Source organism: Acinetobacter sp. S-1 (assembly GCF_059579785.1).
In genome coordinates this window covers 3800322-3822199 of sequence record NZ_CM184207.1, presented here as the reverse complement: position 1 = coordinate 3822199, position 21878 = coordinate 3800322, and the positions used below count along the sequence as shown (strand labels likewise).

General features: G+C 39.0%; 22 protein-coding genes. 12 read left to right on the top strand and 10 right to left on the bottom strand.

Features of this window, described 5'->3' with window-relative positions; translation table 11 throughout:
• Positions 1-682: 682 nt before the first annotated feature.
• The 5 genes from rpmH to mnmE all read left to right on the top strand — a co-directional run bounded on the left by rpmH (position 683) and on the right by mnmE (position 4782).
• Positions 683-817: a 50S ribosomal protein L34 gene (gene rpmH, locus AC52J8_RS18340; RefSeq protein WP_000831329.1), complete on the top strand. Its 135-nt coding sequence runs from the start codon at positions 683-685 to the stop codon at positions 815-817.
• Positions 818-846: 29 nt separating this feature from the next.
• On the top strand, positions 847-1239 hold the full coding sequence (rnpA, locus tag AC52J8_RS18335) for a ribonuclease P protein component (RefSeq protein WP_005063921.1): 393 nt from the start codon (positions 847-849) through the stop codon (positions 1237-1239).
• Between the two features lie 10 nt (positions 1240-1249).
• Positions 1250-1570, top strand: coding sequence for a membrane protein insertion efficiency factor YidD (gene yidD / locus AC52J8_RS18330; RefSeq protein WP_003656027.1), 321 nt, complete (start codon positions 1250-1252; stop codon positions 1568-1570).
• 5 nt (positions 1571-1575) lie between these two features.
• A complete protein-coding gene (gene yidC / locus AC52J8_RS18325; protein ID WP_086400372.1) occupies positions 1576-3336 on the top strand; it encodes a membrane protein insertase YidC in 1761 nt (586 codons plus the stop codon).
• Positions 3337-3426: 90 nt separating this feature from the next.
• Positions 3427-4782 (top strand): tRNA uridine-5-carboxymethylaminomethyl(34) synthesis GTPase MnmE, encoded by a 1356-nt coding sequence (gene mnmE / locus AC52J8_RS18320; RefSeq protein WP_086400371.1) that lies wholly within the window; start codon positions 3427-3429, stop codon positions 4780-4782.
• Between the two features lie 48 nt (positions 4783-4830).
• Here mnmE and AC52J8_RS18315 read toward each other — a convergent pair whose 3' ends face one another.
• The gene (locus AC52J8_RS18315) at positions 4831-5094 is read right to left on the bottom strand and encodes a metal/formaldehyde-sensitive transcriptional repressor (protein WP_002115414.1); all 264 of its coding nucleotides are present in this window, start codon (positions 5092-5094) and stop codon (positions 4831-4833) included.
• A 57-nt stretch (positions 5095-5151) separates the two neighbouring features.
• Between AC52J8_RS18315 and dmeF the strand changes: the two genes are divergently transcribed.
• Both dmeF and AC52J8_RS18305 read left to right on the top strand, forming a co-directional pair.
• Positions 5152-6132 (top strand): CDF family Co(II)/Ni(II) efflux transporter DmeF, encoded by a 981-nt coding sequence (dmeF, locus tag AC52J8_RS18310; protein WP_213034659.1) that lies wholly within the window; start codon positions 5152-5154, stop codon positions 6130-6132.
• A 95-nt stretch (positions 6133-6227) separates the two neighbouring features.
• Positions 6228-6926: a DsbC family protein gene (locus AC52J8_RS18305; protein ID WP_208753409.1), complete on the top strand. Its 699-nt coding sequence runs from the start codon at positions 6228-6230 to the stop codon at positions 6924-6926.
• 53 nt (positions 6927-6979) lie between these two features.
• Here AC52J8_RS18305 and AC52J8_RS18300 read toward each other — a convergent pair whose 3' ends face one another.
• The 8 genes from AC52J8_RS18300 to AC52J8_RS18265 form a co-directional block, all read right to left on the bottom strand.
• Complete coding sequence (locus AC52J8_RS18300) at positions 6980-7231, bottom strand: GlsB/YeaQ/YmgE family stress response membrane protein (protein ID WP_000269732.1); 252 nt, start codon at positions 7229-7231, stop codon at positions 6980-6982.
• A gap of 172 nt (positions 7232-7403) precedes the next feature.
• Positions 7404-7931, bottom strand: a complete 528-nt coding sequence (gene hpt, locus AC52J8_RS18295) for a hypoxanthine phosphoribosyltransferase (protein WP_004795560.1) — start codon at positions 7929-7931, stop codon at positions 7404-7406.
• Between the two features lie 214 nt (positions 7932-8145).
• Positions 8146-9471, bottom strand: a complete 1326-nt coding sequence (guaD, locus tag AC52J8_RS18290; RefSeq protein ID WP_208753408.1) for a guanine deaminase — start codon at positions 9469-9471, stop codon at positions 8146-8148.
• A gap of 56 nt (positions 9472-9527) precedes the next feature.
• On the bottom strand, positions 9528-10583 hold the full coding sequence (locus AC52J8_RS18285; RefSeq protein ID WP_208753407.1) for a Rieske 2Fe-2S domain-containing protein: 1056 nt from the start codon (positions 10581-10583) through the stop codon (positions 9528-9530).
• A gap of 290 nt (positions 10584-10873) precedes the next feature.
• On the bottom strand, positions 10874-12034 hold the full coding sequence (locus tag AC52J8_RS18280; protein WP_086400367.1) for a glutathionylspermidine synthase family protein: 1161 nt from the start codon (positions 12032-12034) through the stop codon (positions 10874-10876).
• Positions 12035-12055: 21 nt separating this feature from the next.
• Positions 12056-12421, bottom strand: a complete 366-nt coding sequence (locus tag AC52J8_RS18275; protein ID WP_086400366.1) for a hypothetical protein — start codon at positions 12419-12421, stop codon at positions 12056-12058.
• A gap of 188 nt (positions 12422-12609) precedes the next feature.
• Positions 12610-13566, bottom strand: a complete 957-nt coding sequence (locus AC52J8_RS18270) for a TerC family protein (protein ID WP_000447689.1) — start codon at positions 13564-13566, stop codon at positions 12610-12612.
• A gap of 319 nt (positions 13567-13885) precedes the next feature.
• Positions 13886-14482 (bottom strand): undecaprenyl-diphosphatase, encoded by a 597-nt coding sequence (locus tag AC52J8_RS18265; protein WP_032053124.1) that lies wholly within the window; start codon positions 14480-14482, stop codon positions 13886-13888.
• Positions 14483-14617: 135 nt separating this feature from the next.
• Here AC52J8_RS18265 and AC52J8_RS18260 point away from each other — a divergent pair, with 135 nt between their 5' ends.
• Entirely contained in the window at positions 14618-15868 is a 1251-nt protein-coding gene (locus tag AC52J8_RS18260; RefSeq protein WP_086400365.1) for a low temperature requirement protein A, read from the top strand.
• A 68-nt stretch (positions 15869-15936) separates the two neighbouring features.
• Here the strand turns inward: AC52J8_RS18260 and mpl are convergent, their stop codons facing one another.
• Positions 15937-17310, bottom strand: a complete 1374-nt coding sequence (mpl, locus tag AC52J8_RS18255; RefSeq protein ID WP_086400364.1) for a UDP-N-acetylmuramate:L-alanyl-gamma-D-glutamyl-meso-diaminopimelate ligase — start codon at positions 17308-17310, stop codon at positions 15937-15939.
• A gap of 239 nt (positions 17311-17549) precedes the next feature.
• On the opposite strand from mpl, the gene AC52J8_RS18250 reads away from it, so the two are divergent.
• From AC52J8_RS18250 to AC52J8_RS18235, 4 genes are all read left to right on the top strand, one after another.
• Entirely contained in the window at positions 17550-17912 is a 363-nt protein-coding gene (locus AC52J8_RS18250; protein ID WP_075384089.1) for a DMT family protein, read from the top strand.
• A 283-nt stretch (positions 17913-18195) separates the two neighbouring features.
• Positions 18196-18711: a 5-(carboxyamino)imidazole ribonucleotide mutase gene (purE, locus tag AC52J8_RS18245; protein WP_002115451.1), complete on the top strand. Its 516-nt coding sequence runs from the start codon at positions 18196-18198 to the stop codon at positions 18709-18711.
• A gap of 9 nt (positions 18712-18720) precedes the next feature.
• Positions 18721-19842 carry a 5-(carboxyamino)imidazole ribonucleotide synthase gene (locus tag AC52J8_RS18240; RefSeq protein ID WP_086400363.1) on the top strand — a complete coding sequence of 374 codons (1122 nt, stop codon included), beginning with the start codon at positions 18721-18723 and terminating at the stop codon, positions 19840-19842.
• 688 nt (positions 19843-20530) lie between these two features.
• On the top strand, positions 20531-21823 hold the full coding sequence (locus AC52J8_RS18235; RefSeq protein WP_017402671.1) for a lytic murein transglycosylase: 1293 nt from the start codon (positions 20531-20533) through the stop codon (positions 21821-21823).
• Positions 21824-21878 lie beyond the last annotated feature (55 nt).

Below are 21878 nucleotides of genomic sequence, written 5' to 3'. Positions count from 1 at the left end.
GTGTATCCCCTATTTCTGCGTTTTTAAATTCAAATAATCTAAAGATTAACCCTTCCTGATGAGAAGGGGTCGCCATTCTAACCAAGTTATCCACATCTGTCATGACGATTTCAGTTGATTTTGTCTAAAAAGAAATCTCTTGTGAATAAATTTAAATTCAAAATGGCTTGTGTATAACTTTTTGCACAACCTGTGGATAAATTAACACATAAACTTATCCACAATCCATAAATATAGTAAAAACAGAGTTATCAACAACCCAAATATATGTTTTTTAAATTTAAAAGTGCGAAATCCACAGAAAAAGTTATCCCTAATAAGAATAAATTTAAATTTCTAACTTTGAATTTATTTAATAGGGCGGTGATCTTTTGTGGATAACTGCAAAATATGAATTTAAATTTAAATACAGCAAATCCAAACCAAGATGGTATCTTGTTTTGTTGATAAATATGTATATAAGGTGTGTATATATTAAAATTTCTAATAAAAATAGACAATTACTTTGTGTATAACTTTTAAAGCTATATATTGCACTGAATTATGACCGTGATAAAAAAGAAGAGAAGAGATTAAAAATTTGGGTTAAATACAAAACTTTCTTGGTTTTTCATTGACAGCGTAAACATTGCACAATAAAATCGCGGACCTTTATAGAAAGATCATTTTTGGGAGTTTCAATATGAAACGTACTTTCCAACCATCTGAATTAAAGCGTAAACGCGTTCATGGTTTCCGTGCTCGTATGGCAACTAAAGCTGGTCGTCAAGTATTAGCTCGTCGTCGTGCAAAAGGTCGTCATAGCTTAACTGTTTAATACTGTTACGCTGACCAGACTTGGGTGTGATGACACTTTACAGTTTTAGCACAGACGTGCGAATACGCTGTGCTGCAGATTATAAAAGTGTATTTGATGGTGCGCTTTTTAAAGTGCATCAACCCCATTTTTTATTTCTTGCAAAATTAACCGAACAGCCTAAAAGCCGTTTGGGTATTGTTGTTGCTAAGAAAAAAGTGCGCCGAGCGCATGAAAGAAATCGAATAAAACGTCTTGCTCGTGAGAGCTTTCGTCTACATCAGCCGAATTTTGGATCAGACATAGATGTTGTGGTGATGCCGAAAGTTGGTATAGAAACGATTACGAATGCTGAGCTATATCAACAATTAGACTTTGCTTGGCAAAAATTACAGCGCTTAGCAAAAAAACATTCTAAAGTTGGCACAACCTCGCAGAATTAAGAGATAGCCAATGGTCCGTTTTCTACGTTGGTTGATTCGACTGTATCAAATTGCGATTAGTCCGCTTCTTGGACCCCGTTGTCGTTATATCCCGACTTGTTCCCAATATGCGATAGAAGCATTGCAAACTCATGGTGCGATAAAAGGCGTTTGGTTATCTTCTAAACGGATATGTCGTTGTCATCCATGGGGAGGATCTGGATATGATCCGGTACCGCCAAAAGCAATTCGTTTTATTTCGTTTCATCAAATAGATTCTCAAACGCATCATGTTGCTGTACCCTTTCGTGATCGTTTACTGAAGCAAAATCTCTCTAACCATTTGGGGTAATAGATATGCAACAATGGGCCAGGTTTGCAATTCTCGGGGCCATGTTTGTCACCGCATATTTGCTCATTTTGGCTTGGCAAAAAGATTATGGAAATGCTGCAACTGCTCCGCAACAACAAGCGGCAGCTGTAAGTTCGCATGAAATATCTGCTGATTTGCCAAATGCTAAAAATGCAACAGTGGCTTCCGATGTGCCACAAGCAAATATTGCGCAGTCACAAACCACAGATGCAACTGCACCTGTGAATCAACAGCTTATTTCAGTACAAACTGACCTTTACCATATTTGGATCAATCCAAAAGGTGGTGATATTGTTCGTATTGAATTACTCTCACACGACAAAAGCAAAGACAGCGATCAACCTTTTGTTATGCTTGAAAATGATGCCAAGCGTACATATGTTGCTCAATCTGGCTTAATTGGTTTGAATGGACCAGATAGTAGTCGTGGTGGTCGTCCATTATATGCTGTTGAAAAGACATCATATACTTTGGCTGATGCTAAAGGTGTACAGGACCAAAAGGGTCAATCTGAAAAAGTTTTAAACGTTCCGATGGTATTTAAAACACCTGAAGGCGTTGAAATTATTAAAACTTTTACCTTTACTCAAGGTCAATATCCAATTGTTGTAAAACATCAAGTCATTAACCGTAGCCAACAAAGCTGGCAAGGTCAGATGTTTGGACAATTAAAGCGCGATAATTCTGAAGATCCAGGTAAATCTTCTCAAGGTATTTTCACTCTAGGAACTTTCTTAGGTGGAGCTTGGGGAACGCCTGATGCACATTACAACAAGCTTAAATTTGCTAATTTCTCAGAAGAAAAAGTAAATACTGAAGCGAAAGGTGGATGGGTTGCGATTGTTCAGCATTATTTTGTAAGTGCTTGGATTCCTGGAAACCTTAAGCTGACTCAAGCTAATGGTCAGCCTTATGTAGCTAAGCTTGAATCTCGTCAATCTGCTGATCACATGAATATCATTGGTTTTACCTCACCAGTGATTAATGTTCCGGCAGGCACTTCAATGGAAGTGGATGCAAAACTTTATTCAGGTCCGAAAGTACAATCTGAACTAAAAGATTTAGCAGTTGGTTTAAATCAGACTGTTGATTATGGTTGGTTATGGCCGATTGCTAAACTCTTGTTCTTAGGTCTTCAATTCTTCCATAGCATTGTGGGTAACTGGGGATGGTCAATCATCTTGCTTACCATTATGGTGAAGATGATCTTGTGGCCTTTATCTTCAAAAAGTTATCGTTCTATGGCGAAAATGCGTGTGATTGCACCAGAAATGCAACGCATGAAAGAAGAGTTCGGTGAAGACCGTATGCGCTTCTCGCAGGAAATGATGGCTTTATACAAGCGTGAACAAGTAAATCCACTTTCAGGTTGTTTACCATTGTTGCTACAAATGCCAATTTTCCTTGCTTTGTACTGGGTACTCATGGAAAGTGTGGAATTACGTCACGCACCATGGCTAGGTTGGATTCAAGACTTGTCAGCAATGGATCCTTGGTTCATCTTGCCGTTAATCATGGGTGCTACCATGTTTGCACAGCAAATGTTGAACCCGCAACCGGCTGATCCAATGCAGGCAAAAGTGTTCCGCATTATGCCGATTATGTTCACGGTATTTATGTTGTTCTTCCCTGCCGGTCTCGTACTGTACTGGATTGTGAACAACAGTATTACTATTTTACAGCAGTCGTTTATTAATAAGAGCGTTGAGAAAAGTCGTATCAATAAGACTGAATCAGTTTCTTAATCGTTGAACTTTTGCTGAATAAATCCGCTTAAGATGGTAATCTTAGGCGGATTTTTCTTTGGCTGGATTTTAGGTTTTTAGGTGAATAATATGCAAAGTCAAACCACGATTGCCGCAATTGCAACGCCACCTGGGCGTGGTGGTGTGGGCGTGATTCGCCTATCTGGACCTAAGGCTTATGAAATTGCTCAAAACCTGACACGAAAAAACTTGCCAGAAGCGCGTATGGCGGGTTTCCGTAAATTTTATGATGCTGATGGCATTATTATGGATGAAGGGATTGTTCTATGCTTTCCCAATCCTCACTCGTTTACAGGTGAAGATGTTGTAGAGCTACAAGGTCACGGCGGTCCAGTCATCCAAAATGCCTTGCTTGGACGTCTATTTGAGCTTGGTGCAATTGCTGCAAAAGCCGGCGAATTTTCCATGCGTGCTTTTGAAAATGGCAAGATGGACTTGGTACAAGCGGAAGCGATTGCCGACTTGATTGATGCGACTTCGCAAGCTGCGGCACGCTCTGCGGTTCGCTCTTTACAAGGCGCATTTTCAACAAAAATTAATACCGTTTTAGAAAAACTGATTCATTTACGCTTGCATGTTGAAGCAGCAATTGATTTTCCTGAAGAAGAAATCGATTTCTTGGCAGATGGCAAAATTTTAGCTTTACTTGAAGATGTTCAGCAGTCGGTACATGCCGTTCAAACCTCTGCACGACAAGGGCAATTACTCCGTGAAGGTTTGCAAGTCGTTATTGCGGGTAAACCAAATGCGGGTAAGTCGAGCTTGTTAAATGCACTTGCTGGTGTTGAGCGTGCAATTGTGACCGATATTGCAGGTACAACTCGAGATGTTTTACATGAAAAAATTAGCTTAAATGGTTTACCAATCACCTTAACAGATACTGCGGGTCTTCGTGAAACAGGTGACATCGTTGAAAAAGAAGGGATTCGTCGTGCAATCAAAGAAATTGAACAAGCTGATTTGTTATTGCTGGTTTATGATTTAAACCAAGGTGATGACCCATTAAAACTCGCTCAAGAGTATTTTGCGGAACATATTGAACCGCGTCGTTTAATGTTAATTGGTAATAAATGCGATTTAACTGGACAATTAGCTGAAATAAGCGATTTTCAAGGTTTCCGTCATATAACCGTTTCTGCAAAACAAGAGATGGGCGTACAAGGCCTCGTAGACGCGATTACAGCGCATGCAGGCTTCCACCCTGAGGAAGACACCTTCATTGCAAGAACACGTCATTTAGACGCAATGAAGCGCACACAGCTCTATCTTTCAGAAGCACGCGAGCAACTTGTTGTGTTTAACGCAGGTGAACTGGTTGCTGAGTCACTACGTCTTGCCCAAAATGCTTTAGGTGAAATTACTGGTGACTTTAGTGCCGATGACTTATTAGGCAAGATTTTTGGTTCATTCTGTATTGGAAAATAATTACAAAATTCTGAATGATGCACATCGCTGTGTCATTCAGTCACCTCGTTAACCGTATCTTTTTAGAACCTTTAAAAACTCATCTAGCTCATTTTGATCAACTTGTGCATCTTTGAGCACGTGATGATGTAAATGCTGTTCCATTAATTCACTCATCAAACCGTTTATTGCCCCTTTAATTGCAGCAACTTGTTGTAGTATTTCTATGCATGAAATATCTGGCTGTTCAACAGCATGCTCAATGCTGTTGATTTGTCCTTTTAGTCGTTTTACACGATTAAGTATTTTTTTATCCTGACCAATGTGACTCATCTGTGTTCTCTTGTATAATTCAATATACTGGTAGGGAGTATATTGGGTTTAAATATTATGCAGGATCATAGTGTATCACGTCATCATCAACATCAGTTTGATGAAGGAAATCCACTTGCACAAAAACGTATTTTGATTGCAACGATTTTAACGGCATCAATGATGGTATTAGAAATATTCGGTGGATGGTTTTTCAATTCAATGGCACTTTTGGCTGATGGTTGGCATATGAGTTCCCATATGTTGGCTCTCGGTTTAGCCTATTTTGCCTATCGTGCGGCTCGTCATTATTCCAAAGATCGTCGGTTTAGTTTCGGAACGTGGAAAATCGAGATTTTAGCGGGTTATAGCAGTGCAATTTTGTTGATGGTTGTCGCCATTTTTATGGCGTTTCAGTCGATACAACGTTTATTTAATCCAGTTGAAATTTTTTATAATGAAGCGATTCCGATTGCAATTTTAGGTTTGGTCATTAACTTGATTTGCGCATGGTTACTTCACGATGATGGGCACCATCACCATCACCATCACCATCACCATCACCATCACCATCACGAGCATGACCATGGGCATCATCACCACGATTTAAACCAAAAAGCTGCATTTTTACATGTAGTTGCAGATGCAGTAACTTCTGTTTTTGCAATTATTGCGCTTTTCGCAGGTAAGTATTTCGGATGGGATTTTTTAGATGCACTTTTAGGAATTTTAGGTGCTATTTTGGTTGCAAAATGGTCTCTGGGATTAATGAAAGAGACAGGAAAAACCCTTTTAGACGCAGAAATGGATCATCCTGTGGTTGAAGAGATCCGTGAAGTCATTGCTGAGTTTCCTAAACATATTGAAATTACGGATATTCATGTCTGGAAAGTCGCGAAAGGTAAGTTTTCTTGTATTCTGGCACTCGAAACTGATGATATTTCTTTAACCGCAGATCAGATTCGTCATGCTTTGTCCATTCATGATGAAATCGTGCATATATCTGTAGAAATTAATACTCTAAAACCTATTTATGTTCCACGTGAAACATTGGCATAAATGAGTGGAAGTTTGGTTATAACTCGGTAATCAGTTCTGTTTTAAAAAGCTGAACTGATTAAAATGATCTCCTCTCCTACCTATGAGTCAGTTTTATGCTTAAAAAATTAGGAATATTGGCGTTATTTAGCCTAACTACAAGTGTGAGTTTCGCTAATGTAGATACTGTTAGGGAAAATATTAAAAAACAATATCCTAATTTGAAAATTAGCAATATTCAGAAAACTGAAATGCCCGGGCTATATAGCGCTAATCTTGATCAGCAAATCATTTATGTTGGTGAAGATGGGCAACATATGTTTGTAGGCTCTATGATTCGGTTAAAAGACCAAAAGAACTTAACCAAAGATCTAGTTTTAGGACAGAACTCAATTGATTGGAAACAACTGCCTTTAAAAGATGCGATTAAAACAGTCAAAGGTAATGGCCAGCATGTTTTAGCAGTATTTTCTGATCCAAATTGTCCTTATTGTAAGCAGCTTGAACCTGAACTCGATAAGCTTAAAGACGTGACTATTTACACGTTCATCTATCCTTTAAAACCACAGTCTATTGTTGTTTCTAGACAAGTTTGGTGTGCACCAAATCAATCTTACTCATGGAAAAAACTGATTCAGCAAGGCGTTAAACCAACGGTTACGAACTGTCCAAACCCCATTGACCGTAATTTGGAACTAGGAAAAAAACTAGGCTTTAATGGGACTCCTACCCTGATTTTTGCAAATGGCTTTAAACTGGTGGGTGCACGATCTGCTGAAGAAATTCAGGCCGTATGGAAAGAGTTAGGTCTTTAAAATAAATTTAAAAAAAGCACCATAAGGTGCTTTTTTTATAAATGAATTAAAGTTTAGCTTTTTCGTGCAATCAAGTTGTAGATAAAAAGAATAATGACTGCACCAATCACGGATGCGATAAAGCCAGCAGCTGAGTTTTCGCCGTAAAGTCCAAGTAAGCGACCACCATAAGTGGCTAAAAGTGAACCTGCAATACCAATCAAGGTTGTTACGATGAAACCTGCTTTATCATCCCCAGGATGCAAAGCACGAGCGATTAAGCCAGCAAAGAAACCAACTACAATAGCGACAATAAGTGACCACATATTTGTTCTCCAGTTGTTTTTTTGATGAAGTTAATGATTTTGCTTCATATTCTATCGTGCGGTAGAGCTGTCTATTTTGTCTGTAGCAGATTGCGACTTTTTGTGTCCTTTTTGTTCAAATCTAAAGTTTTATATAAAAAAATAGCACCTTACGGTGCTATTTCTCTGAAATTTATAAACCAATTTCACCAATAAACGGTAAATGGCGATATTTCTGGTCATAGTCTAAACCGTAACCTACAATAAACTTGTCTTCAACTTCAAAACCTAAAAATTTCACTTCTAGATCAATTTCACGGCGAGATGGTTTACTCACCAATGTGCAGAGTTGAATTGAATTTGGCTCGCGAGTTTGCAACATTTCCATCACTTTGCTTAAGGTATTACCTGAGTCGATAATATCTTCAACAACCAATACATCTTTACCGCGAATTTCACCATCAAGATCTTTCAAGATTTTAACATCTCGACTTGAAGTCGTACCGCCGCCGTAACTAGACACTGTCATGAAGTCGAGTTCATGCGGTTTGGTAATTGTACGGCACAAGTCTGCCATGAAAATAACAGAACCACGAAGTAGTCCAATAAGGACCAATTCTTTATCACTATTTGCATAGTGAGCGTTAATTTGCTCGCCGAGCTCTTTGACTTTTGCTTGAATTTCTTCGGTTGAAATCATGATGCTCATTGCAACAGTCATGGCAGATTCCTACAAGATATAAAAGAAAAAATAAAAAAGGTGTTGACCTGCAACACCTCGAAAATCTGAGTTAATGGTAAAATTTTAAAGCAAAATGACGTTTCATGCACCCTTTGATGGCGGTGAAATTTTATCATTTTGCGGATTATGTCGATCATGCTTTAATGCAAGAGCACATATTCCAAATAATAACAAAAACTTAACAATGCCTTTTTTATTTGGCTGTTTCTTTTTGATAAGCACGGTTTCCATAAATATAAGTCGCCTCAATATTACGGTCATCACCTAAAGTGAATAATGCAAACAGTGAATCTTCAACAGATTTGGATTTAGACTGGCGAAGTTCCTGTAATGCTGTTGGCTTAAGATTCAGTACCACAAAGTCTGCTTCTTTACCGACGTTGAAGTTGCCTAACTGATCTTGCAAATCAAGCGCTTTTGCTCCGCCTAGGGTTGCATGATAAAGCGCTTCATAAGCTGAAAGTTTATCACCTTGTAACTGCTGAACCTTATAAGCTTCGTTAACGGTTTGCAGTAAACTAAGTGATGTACCAGCACCGATATCTGTACCCAAGCCCACTTTCACTTGTTTTTCCCATGTTTTTTTCAATGGGAAGAAACCACTGCCTAAGAACAGGTTTGATGTTGGACAAAATGCGATAGCCGATTGTGTATCATGCATACATTGCCATTCTTGATCTTCTAAGTGAACGCAATGAGCAAATACAGAACGTTTACCAGTCAGGCCATAATGTTGATAAACATCTAAATAACCAGCTTGTTCTGGAAATAAAGATTTCACCCAAGCGATTTCATCTTTGTTTTCACTTAAATGGGTATGGACATACACATCTGGAAATTCTTGTTTTAACTGCCCTGCTCTTTCTAGCTGTTCAGGTGTAGACGTTGGTGCAAAACGTGGAGTAATCGCATAGAGCGCACGGCCTTTACCATGCCATTTTTCAATGAGTGCTTTGGTGTCGCTGTAAGCCGTTTCTGGCGTGTCACAAAGCGCTTCAGGGGCATTGCGGTCCATGAGTACCTTACCGGCAATTAAACGCATCTGAACGCGTTCTGCGGCTTCAAATAAGGCATCAACAGACTCGGGATGAACTGTACAGAAAACGAGGGCTGTAGTTGTACCGTGTTTCAGTAGCTCTTGAACAAAGAACTGGGCAATTTCACTTGCATATGCTTTGTCATGAAACTGGATTTCAGTTGGGAAAGTATAAGTATTAAGCCAACTTAAAAGTTGTTCACCATATGCTCCAACCATTTCTGTTTGCGGGAAATGAATATGGGTATCAATAAAGCCGGGTACAATCAATTGTTCTGGGTAATGTTGAACCTCAACTCCAGTAGGAAGATGCTGTTGAGCTTCTTCCCATGCACCAAACCATTTGATTTTTCCATGTTCACTAATCAGTACACCATCTTCTAAATAACGCACTTGATTTGGAATATCAGTTGACTCAGAGACAGTTTGCTGGATATCTAAAAAACGACCACGCACAACGGTGGTATTTGCGATCAATGACATGGAAAGCCTTTATATTTTCACTTTTTTCGATTGATTGTACCCCAGTTAGCCAATATTTAAATGGTATAACGTTTACTTAGTCCCCATTCAGCCAAAATCCGTCGATAAGTTGTTGATGAACGGTCTGCTTCAAAATGTGCTTCCATTATTAAATCAAGCGGCAGTTCTTCTGGTTTTTGTGATTCGACCATCTCTTGGTCTTCGGCAAAAATTTGCGCATTAAATGCATATACTTTTTCTAAATCGCCTGTTTGGTCAAAGTTACGGGTGAGTGGAACAAATAAACGGGTTTTATTGCTTGAAATAGGGCAACAGGCATTCAAGATTTTTAAGACCCCGCCTTCTGGAAAATCGACCATGAGCACGGCTGAAAAAGGTGGATAAACCTCAAAAGTACGCTTCCATAAAAAACCTTCTGGTTCGAGATGTTTTAGTTCATGCGGATAATTACTGACATTGCTGATATAGACCGTTTTTAAACCATAGTCGGTACGTTCAGTGTGATATTTAGGGACGATGGGATTATCGCGATTTGCAAAGGCATTGTGATGTACCCACGCAAAATGAGCGACATCGATAAATCCTTCGAGTTGACGTCCGCTAGACCCCCCAATATCGACAAAAGGCGGTAAAATTGATTGATGCTCTGCATAGTCCCAAGTATCTAATACAGGAATATTGGCTTGAGTAACATCACGACCATGAATACTGGTCCAAATCAGACCATATCGTTCAACAACAGGAAATTTGGTCAGAGAAAAACGATCCGAAATTTTAGTTAACTCGGGTTGAGCTGGTATTTGGGTACATTTCCCTTCGGTGTTATAGCGTAGACCATGATAAGGACACACAATTTCTTCACCATCGACCCAACCTTTGGTTAAAGGCACGCCACGATGCGGGCAAATATCTCGAACTAGATGAATTTCGCCACTTTCTGTTTTATATAACGCCATATTGACGTCTAGTAGCGTGACGCGTTGAGGCGCTGTAGAGACATCTTGAATGCGCGCAACCGGATACCAGTAACTTGATAAAATTTCCCAATCTTTTGCTTCAAAACTGCTGTTACACGGCATGGCAAGTGGTGTTAAAGTTGGAATAGCATTCATGGCATCACTCCTTAAAAAAATCAGGGCTCTCGCGAGCCCTTAAAATCTAGGCTTTTTTCTTTTTAGGAGATGCAAAGAGCTTGCCAATATTGATTTTTAATAAAGAAATTAATGAAAAATTATTAAAATACATAAATTTATATTATTGTGTTTTTGAATTTTTGTTCTAATTTAACTTTAAAAATGAAAGCTCATTATTGGCTGTTTACTTAAAATGCACTAATTGATCGCAAGTAAGACCCCAATAAAAAAGCACTTAAAAAGTGCTTTTTTATATATCGATGCGCTTATCACTCGACAAAATAATGTGCTGCAAAGTGAGCATCATTACCAATAATATCGTAGCAATCTTCACGAATAGACATGCCTGCACATTGAGGTCCAACCATCCATAAACCGAGTGTAGGCAGTTGCCCTGAAAATAATGGGGTATCTACCCATTTCTGTACGACATAACCATATTTGTCATAGTCATCAAAATGAAAGCTACCAGAAGCCGCGCCTTGGTCATGGCCGTCTTGTAAAACTCGAATATTGGCCCCTTCCCTTGCCAAAATCGGCTTTTTCACCCATTTGCCAGACAAAGCTTGTTGCGGGTCATAGGTATGGGTTTCAATCAACAATGGATGGTTTGGGTAACGCTTCCAAAGCTCAACCAAAATCGCTTTATTTGAAAGTAACATTTTCCAGCAGGGTTCAATCCACTGTGTTTGTGGGTGGATATATTGAGAAAATGCTTCTTCCCAGATCCATTCCCATGGGTAGAGCTTAAATATGTTTTGAATGGGCTGATTATGAAGATCGACAAAATCTTGCCCGTTCCAGCCTATATTCTCCATAGAAAGCTCGGAAACTTGTAGATGAGCTTGATAAGCGGTATCCATTAAGTACTCTAAATTACCCCAGTCTTCCCTTCCGGCTTCCTGACAGGCAGCAAAATGTACATGGCTACCACGCGGTAAAATTGTTTTCCAGCGTTTAATCAGGTCTTCATGAATGCTATTGAATTGATCTCGGTTTGCAATGCCTGAGACTTGTTCTATCCACAGCCACTGCGCGACAGAGGCTTCGAGTAAGCCAGTCGGCGTATCGGCGTTATATTCCAGCATTTTGATATTTCGCCCATCGTAAGCGAAATCAAAACGGCCATACAGCATAGGGGCATTTTGTTTCCATGAATGTTCAATATGGTTTATGGCAACTTCAGGAATTTGAAAACAAGCAGGATAGTTTCCCCGTTGAATGAGGTCTTCTACTACTGCTAAACACATCTGATGCAGTTCATTTGCTGCATCTTCAAGTTGTTCAATCTCCTTAAGGGTAAACTCATAAGCAACTCCTTCAGACCAGTAAATTGAGCCATCAAGAGAAGGTAAATTAAAATAATCAAAACCAATATTTTGATGCTCCACTTGCCAGTCTGGTCGTGGAGTAAATATTTTTCTTTTCATATTAAGTGAATGCCTAAAGACTTAGCCGCCGAAAGAAAAACCGCTACGGCCAAAACCACCACGAATTGGGGATGAAAAAGACGAACTTTTCGCTGTGCTTGAAATAATTGGTCGGCCTACACTCAAATTGCTGTAAGGATGTAAGGTATTGCCGCGAAAAGAAACTTCCCGATTATTTCGATAATACGCAGGACCTAAATAGCGGCTACCAGCATAGCTAGAACCATGTCCACTTGAACTATTTTCTTGTTTACAAGTTTCATTATTCCAGTCGCGAGCACAGTCATATTGGTTGTTATATACATCTTGTACTAAAGGACCATCATTATGGCTACATGCCGTGAGTAATAGAGGGACCACGACAAGATTAATTTTTTTAGAACGCATGAGACTCCACACATTTTAATAAGTATGTTCGGCATAAAATACCGAATAGCTATTATCTATTATGTTTCTGATTAGGAAAGATAAATTTTAAGTTGGCATATAATATTAATCTGTTTTTTTAAAGTACAGTCTATTTTGAAAATTTAGATAACAAGGCATCTCACGTGTAGATGCCTTGTTGTGATGAATTAAGACTGCAATTGCTTTTTGTTGTGTCGTAAAGAGAGGTAAGCAGTGATTGCTAACACTATTACGATAAAGCTTAACGAGATCCAGATTGGCATGTGGAATACATCAAGTAACAACATTTTCGCACCAATGAACAATAAAATGATGCCTAAGCCGTATGGCAAGTAATGCAATTTAGTTGCAGCGCCAGCAAGTAAGAAGAACATTGCGCGTAAACCTAAAATTGCCATTAAGTTCGCCGTTAAAACAATAAACGGGTCGCTAGTTACCGCGAAAATAGCAGGAATAGAGTCTACTGCGAAAATCACGTCTGAAGCTTCAACCAAAATCAAAACTAGAAATAACGGCGTTGCCCACAATAAACCGTTTTGACGTACAAAGAATTTGTCACCTTCAAGCTGTGGTGTAATACGCATATGGTTACGTAACCATTTTAAGAGCTTGATATCTTCAATATTGGTTTCTTCATCTTGGCCTTTTAAGAACTTAAAGCCTGTATATACCAAGAACGCACCGAAGATATAAAGTACCCAAGAAAACTCTTGAACGAACCATGCACCAATAAAAATAAAGAGGGTACGCAGTACGATGGCACCTAATACGCCGTAGAGCAAAATTTTACGTTGTAGTGCAGCTGGAATAGCAAACGCTGCGAAAATCATTAACCAGACGAAAACGTTGTCAATTGCGAGGGACTTTTCGAGTAAGTAACCCGCAAAGTATTCCATGGTTTTTTGGTTTGCTAAGGTCACCCCAACTGTTTGTTGTAGGTAAAGCCATAAACCACCACCAAATAAGGCTGCGACGCTTACCCACGCCACACTCCAGTAAGCAGCTTGCTTAATTGAGACATCCTGACCTTGCTTTTGCTTAAAACCTAAAAAGTCAATCAGGAGCATGACAATGACTATGCCAAAGAATGCTATGTACAGCCATAAATTGCCGATTGTTTCCATAAATCCTCCATACATCCGGCAATTGGGCATAAAAAAACCTCGACCAGTTGCCAGATGAATTAAACATCTGTATCAACATGATCAAGGTCTTGCCTACATCATGAATTTCACGATGCTCAGATACCGACTTTTTAATAAAAGCGTATTGACGATATCTGACACATAACACTGCTGTTATGTTTGGAGGAGGCTACTCCCCTTGTCAAACTAAATTCTGTTTTGGATAAAACATATCCAAGTCGACATAGAATGGCAGATTTTTTTGTATTACGCAACTGAACTTAATGTCGTGGTTTGAATGCAAAAAAAGATCTATAGGTTATTTAATCAAACCGCGGTCTAAAAGTGGTTTGCAGATAATCTGATAAATATGAATACAGAATGCCGTCAAACTTGTACCGTAAGCATTCCAGAAGTAATAACCTGCTGTATTGACTAGTAGTGCGACAATAAAAGCCCCTAACATGTCTAAAGGGAAATGCACACCTAAATAAATACGTGACCACGCCACTACAAATGATAAAAATAAAAGAATAATTCCAATTATTTTGCGCTGAGCAAACAAATAAGATAAAGCAATGGTGCTAAAAATCAGCATATGATTACTTGGAAAAGATGCCGTTGGTGCATGTTCAATAAAAGTCGTACCCACACCCATGACAAACGGTCTTGCGTGATGGTAAAACAAAGAAATAACGTAACCGACTAAAAGTGATACGCAGGTTAAAAAGACAGATTTAATGACCCTATTTTTTAAATCTTGATCGCCATAAAACCATAAAAATGTAAGGATGAATAAGAGAATATAGAGGAGATCATTAGCAAAAAAGATAGCAAGACGAATGATAAATTGACTCGCATCCTGAGCCCCATTAATCACATGGAATAAGCTAAGGTTGAGTGTTTCTAAAGACATTCATATTCCAAACAAGAACAAAAACGTGAGCTATGATAAAGAATTAAGCTTAAGGTCTTGATAAAGAATTGTCACAAAAATGAAATATAGTTTGTTTGTGAGTAAAGATTAAACAGCAGGTCTAGATAATTTTTAATGCGTGTTCTGGACGTTAATATTAAAGTGTTAACGTGTTGGCACTTTATTCGAGAACGTTATTTTATGACTACTCAAGAAAAACAGAAAAAATTAAGCTTGAGGCCCCTATCCCCAAGAGATCCTGATCAGCAGCATAGAGCAGCGACTCCACTTGAATTATTGTTCGATTTAATTTTTGTGGTCGCGATTGCAACAGCGGGTCAGCAGTTACATCATGCAATTATTGAAAATCACCTCTGGCATGCATTACCAAGCTACTTGATGGTATTTTTTGCGCTGTGGTGGGCATGGATGAATTTTTCATGGTTTGCTTCGGCTTACGATAACGATGATGCATTGTATCGATGCCTTACCTTTGTACAGATTGTAGGGTCATTGGTGATGGCAGCGGGTATCCCTGATGTATTTCGTAGTCAGGATTTTGATGTAATCATTATCGGTTATGTGATCATGCGCATGGCCTTAGTGACTCAGTGGCTCAGAGCAGCAAAACATGATCCTGAACGGCGAGTTACGGCTTATCGCTATGCAATAGGTATAGTCTTAGTACAAATTGGCTGGCTTGTCGCTAACTTTGCTCATGTACTTTCAATAACTCTATTTTTATTTCTGGTTGTAGTGGAATTATTTGTTCCAATCTATGCAGAAAAATATTCACCAACGCCGTGGCATCCTCATCATATTGTAGAACGTTATGCCCTACTCACAATTATTGTGTTGGGTGAGTCGATTGTCGGTAGTTTTAATGCCATACGTGATGCTTTAGCCGCTCAGTCAATGAATATCCCTGCTATTTTCTTAATGGTCGGTGGATTGATGTTAATGTTTGCGATGTGGTGGGCTTATTTTGACCGTAGCGAACAACACCATCATGTGAAAGGTGTACGCCCATTTGTTTGGGGATACGGTCATTATTTTGTTTTTGTCAGTATTGCTGCGGTAGGTGCTGCGCTTGCTGCTGCCGTGGATGTTACAACCCATCATGCGCATATTTCTGATTTATATATGGGAATAGTTGTTGCGGTGAGTGTAGTGCTTTATACCACCTGTATTTGGGTACTTTATGAGTTCCAATGCTTATCTGGAATCACGAAATGGTTTTACCCAATCACAGCGCTCATTATTTTATGTATTCCCTTTATTTGTAATAACGTGGGATATAGCGTTTTTGCGATGGGCATTGTCTATAGTTTACGTTTAATGGTTTCTAATAAATTTATGGCCAATATAGAGCCAGAAAAGCTTTAAAAGTCACTGATAAAAAAAATGGGTTTCAATTTGAAACCCATTTTTTATTGAATCATCTAAAGCGAAATTTAAGCAGCTTTTGCTTTTAATGCGCTCATTAATTTTTGATGTAAGCCACCGAAGCCACCATTAGACATAATCACAACGGCATCGCCCTCACCTGCTTCATTGACAATACGCTCAATAATTTCATCAAGTGAACGGCTCACTTGAGCATGGTTAGAAGCAGCTTTAATCACAGGTTGTAAATCCCAATCTAAGCCTTCTGGCTGATACCAGATCACTTCGTCTGCTAAGCGTGCTGAATGTGCCAAGCCATCTTTGTGACTGCCCATACGCATCGTGTTTGAACGTGGTTCAATAATGGCCCATAAACGGCGTTCACCTAAGCGTTTGCGTGCGCCATCTAAAGTTGTGTCAATTGCTGTTGGATGGTGCGCGAAGTCGTCATAAACCTCAATGCCATTGACTGTGCCGAGTAACTCCATACGACGTTTCACACCGCCAAAGTTAGACAAAGCTTCACAAGCTTGTTCAAGCGTAACACCTACATGTTGAGCAGCTGCAATTGTTGCCAAAGCATTCGCTACACTATGTTGCCCTGTCATGCTCCATTTCACTTCGCCAACGACATTGCCATTTTCGAGTACTTTAAAATGGCTGCCATCAATTGAAATGAGTTCGGCAGAGAGAGCAGCTTTTTCATTCGCTTCTAGACTTGTACGAATTACTGGTGTCCAGCAACCCATTTCAAGCACTTCATCAATATGCGTTTCAGTAATTGGCGCAATAATACGGCCTTCACTTGGAATGGTACGCACAAGATGATGGAACTGCTTTTGAATCGCTGCTAGGTCATCAAAAATATCGGCATGGTCAAATTCAAGATTATTTAAAATCGCCGTTTTTGGGTGATAGTGAACAAACTTAGAACGTTTATCAAAGAAAGCTGAGTCATATTCGTCGGCTTCAACGCAGAAGTATTTTCCACCGCCTAAACGAGCACTTTCACTAAAACCAAGTGGAACACCACCAATTAAAAAGCCCGGATTTAAACCAGCCTGATCAAGTACCCAAGCTAACATGGTTGTGGTTGTTGTTTTCCCGTGAGTACCTGCTACGCCAAGTACATGTTTACCTTGTAAAACATGATCGGCAAGGAACTGTGGCCCAGAAATATATGGTAGGCCTTCGTTTAGCATGTATTCGACAGCATCAATACCACGTTTCATGGCATTGCCGACAATGACTAAATCTGGATGAGGCTGTAAATGACTACGGTCATAGCCTTGCATGAGTGTAATGCCTGCATTTTCTAACTGGGTAGACATCGGTGGGTAAACGTTTAAATCGGAACCAGTTACCTTATGTCCTAAATCACGAGCCAAAAGTGCTAAAGAGCCCATAAAAGTGCCACAAATACCCAAGATATGCAGATGCATTGCTCGCCTTCTCCACTGCTTTTGTACACAACATTAAAATGAATTGCTGTGTGTGCATTATTGATAAATTTGCCAGCAACGATAGCAAGGCTAAACTCGAAAAGATAGTCAAAAATCGTTGTTGTTCTATGTGTTTGAGACCCTATAAAACTACAGCTTTATTTTTTAGATTTAAGCTGAATTACAGTTTTATCTTTTATAATGTTTTGTATCGTTAAAATACTTAAATCATCGTGATGATGAAGGATGTGCCTTTGAGCCCAACGGTTTTAGCTTTTACGCTATTAATTATTTCTAACTGCTTTATGACACTTGCATGGTATGGGCATCTTAAATTTTTGCACCATGCTCCACTTTGGCAAGCGATTCTATTCGGTTGGATTATTGCCTTACTTGAATATAGTTTTATGATTCCAGCCACTCGTATGCTAAGTGCACAAGGCTGGTTACTCGGTGAAATGAAGATCACTCAGGAAGTGGTTACATTGGTCGTGTTTGTACCTTTTATGATTTTCTTGTTTAAGCAACCCTTTAAACTCGATTACTTATGGGCGATGTTATGCCTATTTGGTTGTGTTTATTTTGTATTTAGAAGCCAATAATCTATGATAGCTTGTATTGAATAATTGGTTTTATACAAGCTATTAATTTTTCAAATACCTGCTTATCTTTCAGATATCTAATTAATTAATATTAATAAAAATTGAGAATGTGTCACTGTTAAACCATGACATTTTTCTATCAAATTAAAAATATTCACAGAGCTGGTCAGTTAAATTTTCGTGAGATGAAAAATCAGTCTATAATAATGGGCTTCCGAACCATTTAAAACTTGGCTCTCGTCGAGATTTATCTTTTTTTACTTTTGTCTCTGGAACATTAGCAATGAATGCGGCCGCAGCACAAGACGCTCAACCTCTCGTTGGAATTATTATGGGTTCTCAATCTGATTGGGCAACTCTCGAAAACACAGCCAATATGCTTAAACAGCTTGGTGTCCCATTTGAAGCGGAAGTGGTATCTGCTCATCGTACTCCAGATCGTTTATTTGAATATGCAGAAACTGCACGTGATCGCGGTATTCAAGTGATTATTGCCGGTGCAGGCGGTGCAGCGCATTTACCTGGAATGTGTGCCGCAAAAACTGATTTACCTGTTTTAGGTGTGCCAGTTAAATCATCAATTTTAAATGGCGTAGACTCTTTGCTTTCAATTGTACAAATGCCAGCAGGTATTGCAGTTGGTACTTTAGCGATTGGTCCAGCTGGTGCAACGAATGCGGCAATTATGGCTGCACAAATCTTAGGTTTAACTCGTCCTGAAATCGCAAAAAATGTTGCTGATTTCCGTGCTGCGCAAACTGATAAAGTTGCAAGCAAAAATATTCCGGGTCAGGTGTAAGAGGCTGAGATGGATAAAACTATCGGTATTTTTGGCGGTGGGCAACTGGGCCGTATGATGGCTCAAGCAGCGTTACCATTAAATATTCAATGTACTTTTTTTGAAACAAATACAGATTGTCCAGCAGGTGTTTTAGGCCAGGTTTTTTCTAGCCAAGATGAGCAAGGCTTAAAGCACTTTATTGAAAGTGCTGATGTTTTCAGTCTTGAGTTTGAAAATACGCCAGTTGAAGATGTTGATGTTTTGACACAAACCAAAACATTGCATCCTCCCCGTGTTGCTTTAGCGACTGCGCAAAATCGTTTGTCAGAAAAAGCATTGTTTGATGAGCTTACTATTCCTGTTGCGCCGTATCGTGCTGTAGATAGCTTAGAAAGCTTGAAAAAGGCTGTTGTTGAGCTTGGTTTGCCGATCGTGCTTAAGACTGCAACTGGTGGATATGATGGCAAAGGTCAGTTTGTACTTCGTTCAGAAGACCAGATTGATACTGCTTGGGCTGAACTTGGTCGTGCAAAAAGTCTAGTTGCCGAAAGCTTTGTTAAATTCTCTCGCGAAGTTTCAATCATTGCGGTGCGTGGCCAAAATGGTGAAGTAAAAACTTGGCCATTGGCTGAAAACCATCATCACAATGGTATTTTATCGCATTCAATTGTTCCTGCACCGAATAGTGAAGCTTTGCAACCCGTTGCTCAAGACTACATTACTCGTTTGTTGAATCACCTTAACTATGTTGGTGTGCTGACTCTAGAGCTATTTGTGACAGAACAAGGCTTGTGCGCAAATGAGATGGCACCACGTGTGCATAACTCAGGTCACTGGTCAATTGAAGGCGCCGTATGTTCACAGTTTGAAAACCATATTCGAGCTGTTGCAGGATTACCATTAGGCTCAACAGAAGTTATTCGCCCAACGGTTATGATCAATATTATTGGTCAACATCCTAAAACAGAGGATGTACTTGCCTTAAATGGTGCTCATCTGCATCTTTATAACAAGTCAGAACGTGCAGGCCGCAAATTAGGTCATATCACTTTAATGCCTGTGGATAGTAATGAATTGACGAATTTATGCCGTCAATTGGCAGAAATTTTGCCAGAACCACTTGCTTTAACAGCAGATATGACCCTCTAAAAGTATTTTTAATTCTCTAAAAAGCGATCTTCGGATCGCTTTTTTTATCTTTTAAATTTAAAAAATAATAGAACATACATATTTTAGGGTTGTGGATAACTTTAATTGGAACTTTTGAATTTAAAAAAAGCTACTGTAATTTGAATTTAAAACCACAAAAGGCAGCCTTGGTTGTTTTTGAATTTAAAATCAGTTATCCACAAAAGTATTTTTAAATTTAAATGAGAGAGTTGGATGTACCTTTTTAAATTCAAAAATAGAAGTCTATTGGTATGGGGTTTGAATTTAAAAATTTTGGCTGATCTTTAAATTTAAAAAATACGGATTTCTGTGGTGGTAGGCTCTAGCCTGTAATAAATAATAAGGAGATATAGAATAGGATTAAGAAATAGAAGTGTTTTTTGCTGTGCTGTGGATAAAGTTATCCACAACAAAGAGAGGTATATAGTTTAAATTTAAAGAAGTACTTTTGAATTTAAACTCGAGTATCGGTTTTGAATTCAAAAACAATAATTTTGATTTAGAGAATTTTAAATTCAAAAATAAAGTAGAAAATTTGAATTTAAAACATGGGAAATGAATTTAAAGTAGAGATTATGAATTCAAATTTACGTTTTCTCTCTGAAATTTTGGACTCATAATGGTATGGTACTTACAAATTTAAATTTAAAAATCGAACTAGGATAATATGCGACGTTTTTCTTGTATTGTTGGCTCTGTATTTTTAGCGATGACTCAGGCTCAAGCAGAGCTCGTAATTAATGGTTCTACAATATCTAGCAGTGCTACTGTTCCAGTAGTGACGAGTGAAGATTATACGCCTAATAATAATTTCCAAAGCTGTTTGGCAAATTTACGTTCTCAAGCAATTGCTGCTGGAGTATCTGGTACAACTTATGATCGTTATACCCAAAACTTGACCCCAGATTATTCAGTTATTGATAAATTAAACTATCAACCAGAATTTTCGACACCAATTTGGGATTATCTTTCTGGTCTAGTTGATGAAGAGCGCGTTGAGCTTGGTAAACAAAAACTGGCGCAACATCGAGATGTTTTAAACCGTGCTTCTCAAACCTACGGTGTGCCGCCGGAAACAATTGTAGCAGTGTGGGGTGTTGAAAGTAATTTTGGTGATATTTCTGGAAAATATCCTTTATTACAAGCACTCGGGACTTTAAGTTGTGAAGGGCGTCGACAAAGTTATTTCCGCACTGAGTTTTTTGCCACTATGCGTATTTTACAACGTGGTGATTTAACCGAAGGCCAACTGAAAGGTTCATGGGCTGGGGCATTTGGTCATACTCAATTTATGCCATCTACCTATGAACGTTTAGCTGTTGATTTTGATGGTGATGGCCGTCGAGATTTAGTGTCGAGTACAGCTGATGCACTGGCTTCAACGGCTAATTTCTTAAATAAAGCAGGTTGGCAAACCGGAATGCCATGGGGTTTTGAAGTAAAAGTGCCTCAAGGTATGTCAATTGAGGGAGAAGGGCGACGTTCAAAGAAATCTTTAAATAGTTGGAGTGCACGAGGCGTTACTCGAATTGATGGTTCTCCACTTGTTCGAGGAGCTTTATCTGGTAATACTTCAGCGGGTTTAATGGCACCTGCAGGTGTAAATGGTCCAGTATTTTTAGTATTTAAGAATTTTGATGCTATCTACAGCTATAACGCTGCGGAAAGCTATGGACTTGCGATTGCACATTTATCTGATCGTTTAAAAGGTGCTGGTCCATTTGTTGCGTCTTGGCCAACTGATGATCCGGGAACTTCACGTGCAGAACGTCGTGAAATCCAACAGTTTTTGATTAATCGTGGCTATGATATTGGTGCAGTTGACGGCCTTATTGGAGATAAAACCCGCGTAGCTATTCGTCAAGAACAAACTCGTTTAGGTTTAAATCCAACAGGACGGGCAGGGCAGCAAATTTTACGTGCATTCCGTCAAGAACAAGCTCAAAAAATGATGCAATAAACTGAAAATAATAAAAAGGTCTGCTCATGCAGACCTTTTTTATAGGTACTTATAT

Coding starts and splice junctions, on each gene's coding strand:
- rpmH (WP_000831329.1), top strand. CDS start 683: ATGAAACGTACTTTCCAACCATCTGAATTAAAGCGTAAACGCGTTCAT.
- rnpA (WP_005063921.1), top strand. CDS start 847: ATGACACTTTACAGTTTTAGCACAGACGTGCGAATACGCTGTGCTGCA.
- yidD (WP_003656027.1), top strand. CDS start 1,250: ATGGTCCGTTTTCTACGTTGGTTGATTCGACTGTATCAAATTGCGATT.
- yidC (WP_086400372.1), top strand. CDS start 1,576: ATGCAACAATGGGCCAGGTTTGCAATTCTCGGGGCCATGTTTGTCACC.
- mnmE (WP_086400371.1), top strand. CDS start 3,427: ATGCAAAGTCAAACCACGATTGCCGCAATTGCAACGCCACCTGGGCGT.
- AC52J8_RS18315 (WP_002115414.1), bottom strand. CDS start 5,094: ATGAGTCACATTGGTCAGGATAAAAAAATACTTAATCGTGTAAAACGA.
- dmeF (WP_213034659.1), top strand. CDS start 5,152: ATGCAGGATCATAGTGTATCACGTCATCATCAACATCAGTTTGATGAA.
- AC52J8_RS18305 (WP_208753409.1), top strand. CDS start 6,228: ATGCTTAAAAAATTAGGAATATTGGCGTTATTTAGCCTAACTACAAGT.
- AC52J8_RS18300 (WP_000269732.1), bottom strand. CDS start 7,231: ATGTGGTCACTTATTGTCGCTATTGTAGTTGGTTTCTTTGCTGGCTTA.
- hpt (WP_004795560.1), bottom strand. CDS start 7,931: ATGACTGTTGCAATGAGCATCATGATTTCAACCGAAGAAATTCAAGCA.
- guaD (WP_208753408.1), bottom strand. CDS start 9,471: ATGTCATTGATCGCAAATACCACCGTTGTGCGTGGTCGTTTTTTAGAT.
- AC52J8_RS18285 (WP_208753407.1), bottom strand. CDS start 10,583: ATGAATGCTATTCCAACTTTAACACCACTTGCCATGCCGTGTAACAGC.
- AC52J8_RS18280 (WP_086400367.1), bottom strand. CDS start 12,034: ATGAAAAGAAAAATATTTACTCCACGACCAGACTGGCAAGTGGAGCAT.
- AC52J8_RS18275 (WP_086400366.1), bottom strand. CDS start 12,421: ATGCGTTCTAAAAAAATTAATCTTGTCGTGGTCCCTCTATTACTCACG.
- AC52J8_RS18270 (WP_000447689.1), bottom strand. CDS start 13,566: ATGGAAACAATCGGCAATTTATGGCTGTACATAGCATTCTTTGGCATA.
- AC52J8_RS18265 (WP_032053124.1), bottom strand. CDS start 14,482: ATGTCTTTAGAAACACTCAACCTTAGCTTATTCCATGTGATTAATGGG.
- AC52J8_RS18260 (WP_086400365.1), top strand. CDS start 14,618: ATGCGTGTTCTGGACGTTAATATTAAAGTGTTAACGTGTTGGCACTTT.
- mpl (WP_086400364.1), bottom strand. CDS start 17,310: ATGCATCTGCATATCTTGGGTATTTGTGGCACTTTTATGGGCTCTTTA.
- AC52J8_RS18250 (WP_075384089.1), top strand. CDS start 17,550: ATGAAGGATGTGCCTTTGAGCCCAACGGTTTTAGCTTTTACGCTATTA.
- purE (WP_002115451.1), top strand. CDS start 18,196: ATGAATGCGGCCGCAGCACAAGACGCTCAACCTCTCGTTGGAATTATT.
- AC52J8_RS18240 (WP_086400363.1), top strand. CDS start 18,721: ATGGATAAAACTATCGGTATTTTTGGCGGTGGGCAACTGGGCCGTATG.
- AC52J8_RS18235 (WP_017402671.1), top strand. CDS start 20,531: ATGCGACGTTTTTCTTGTATTGTTGGCTCTGTATTTTTAGCGATGACT.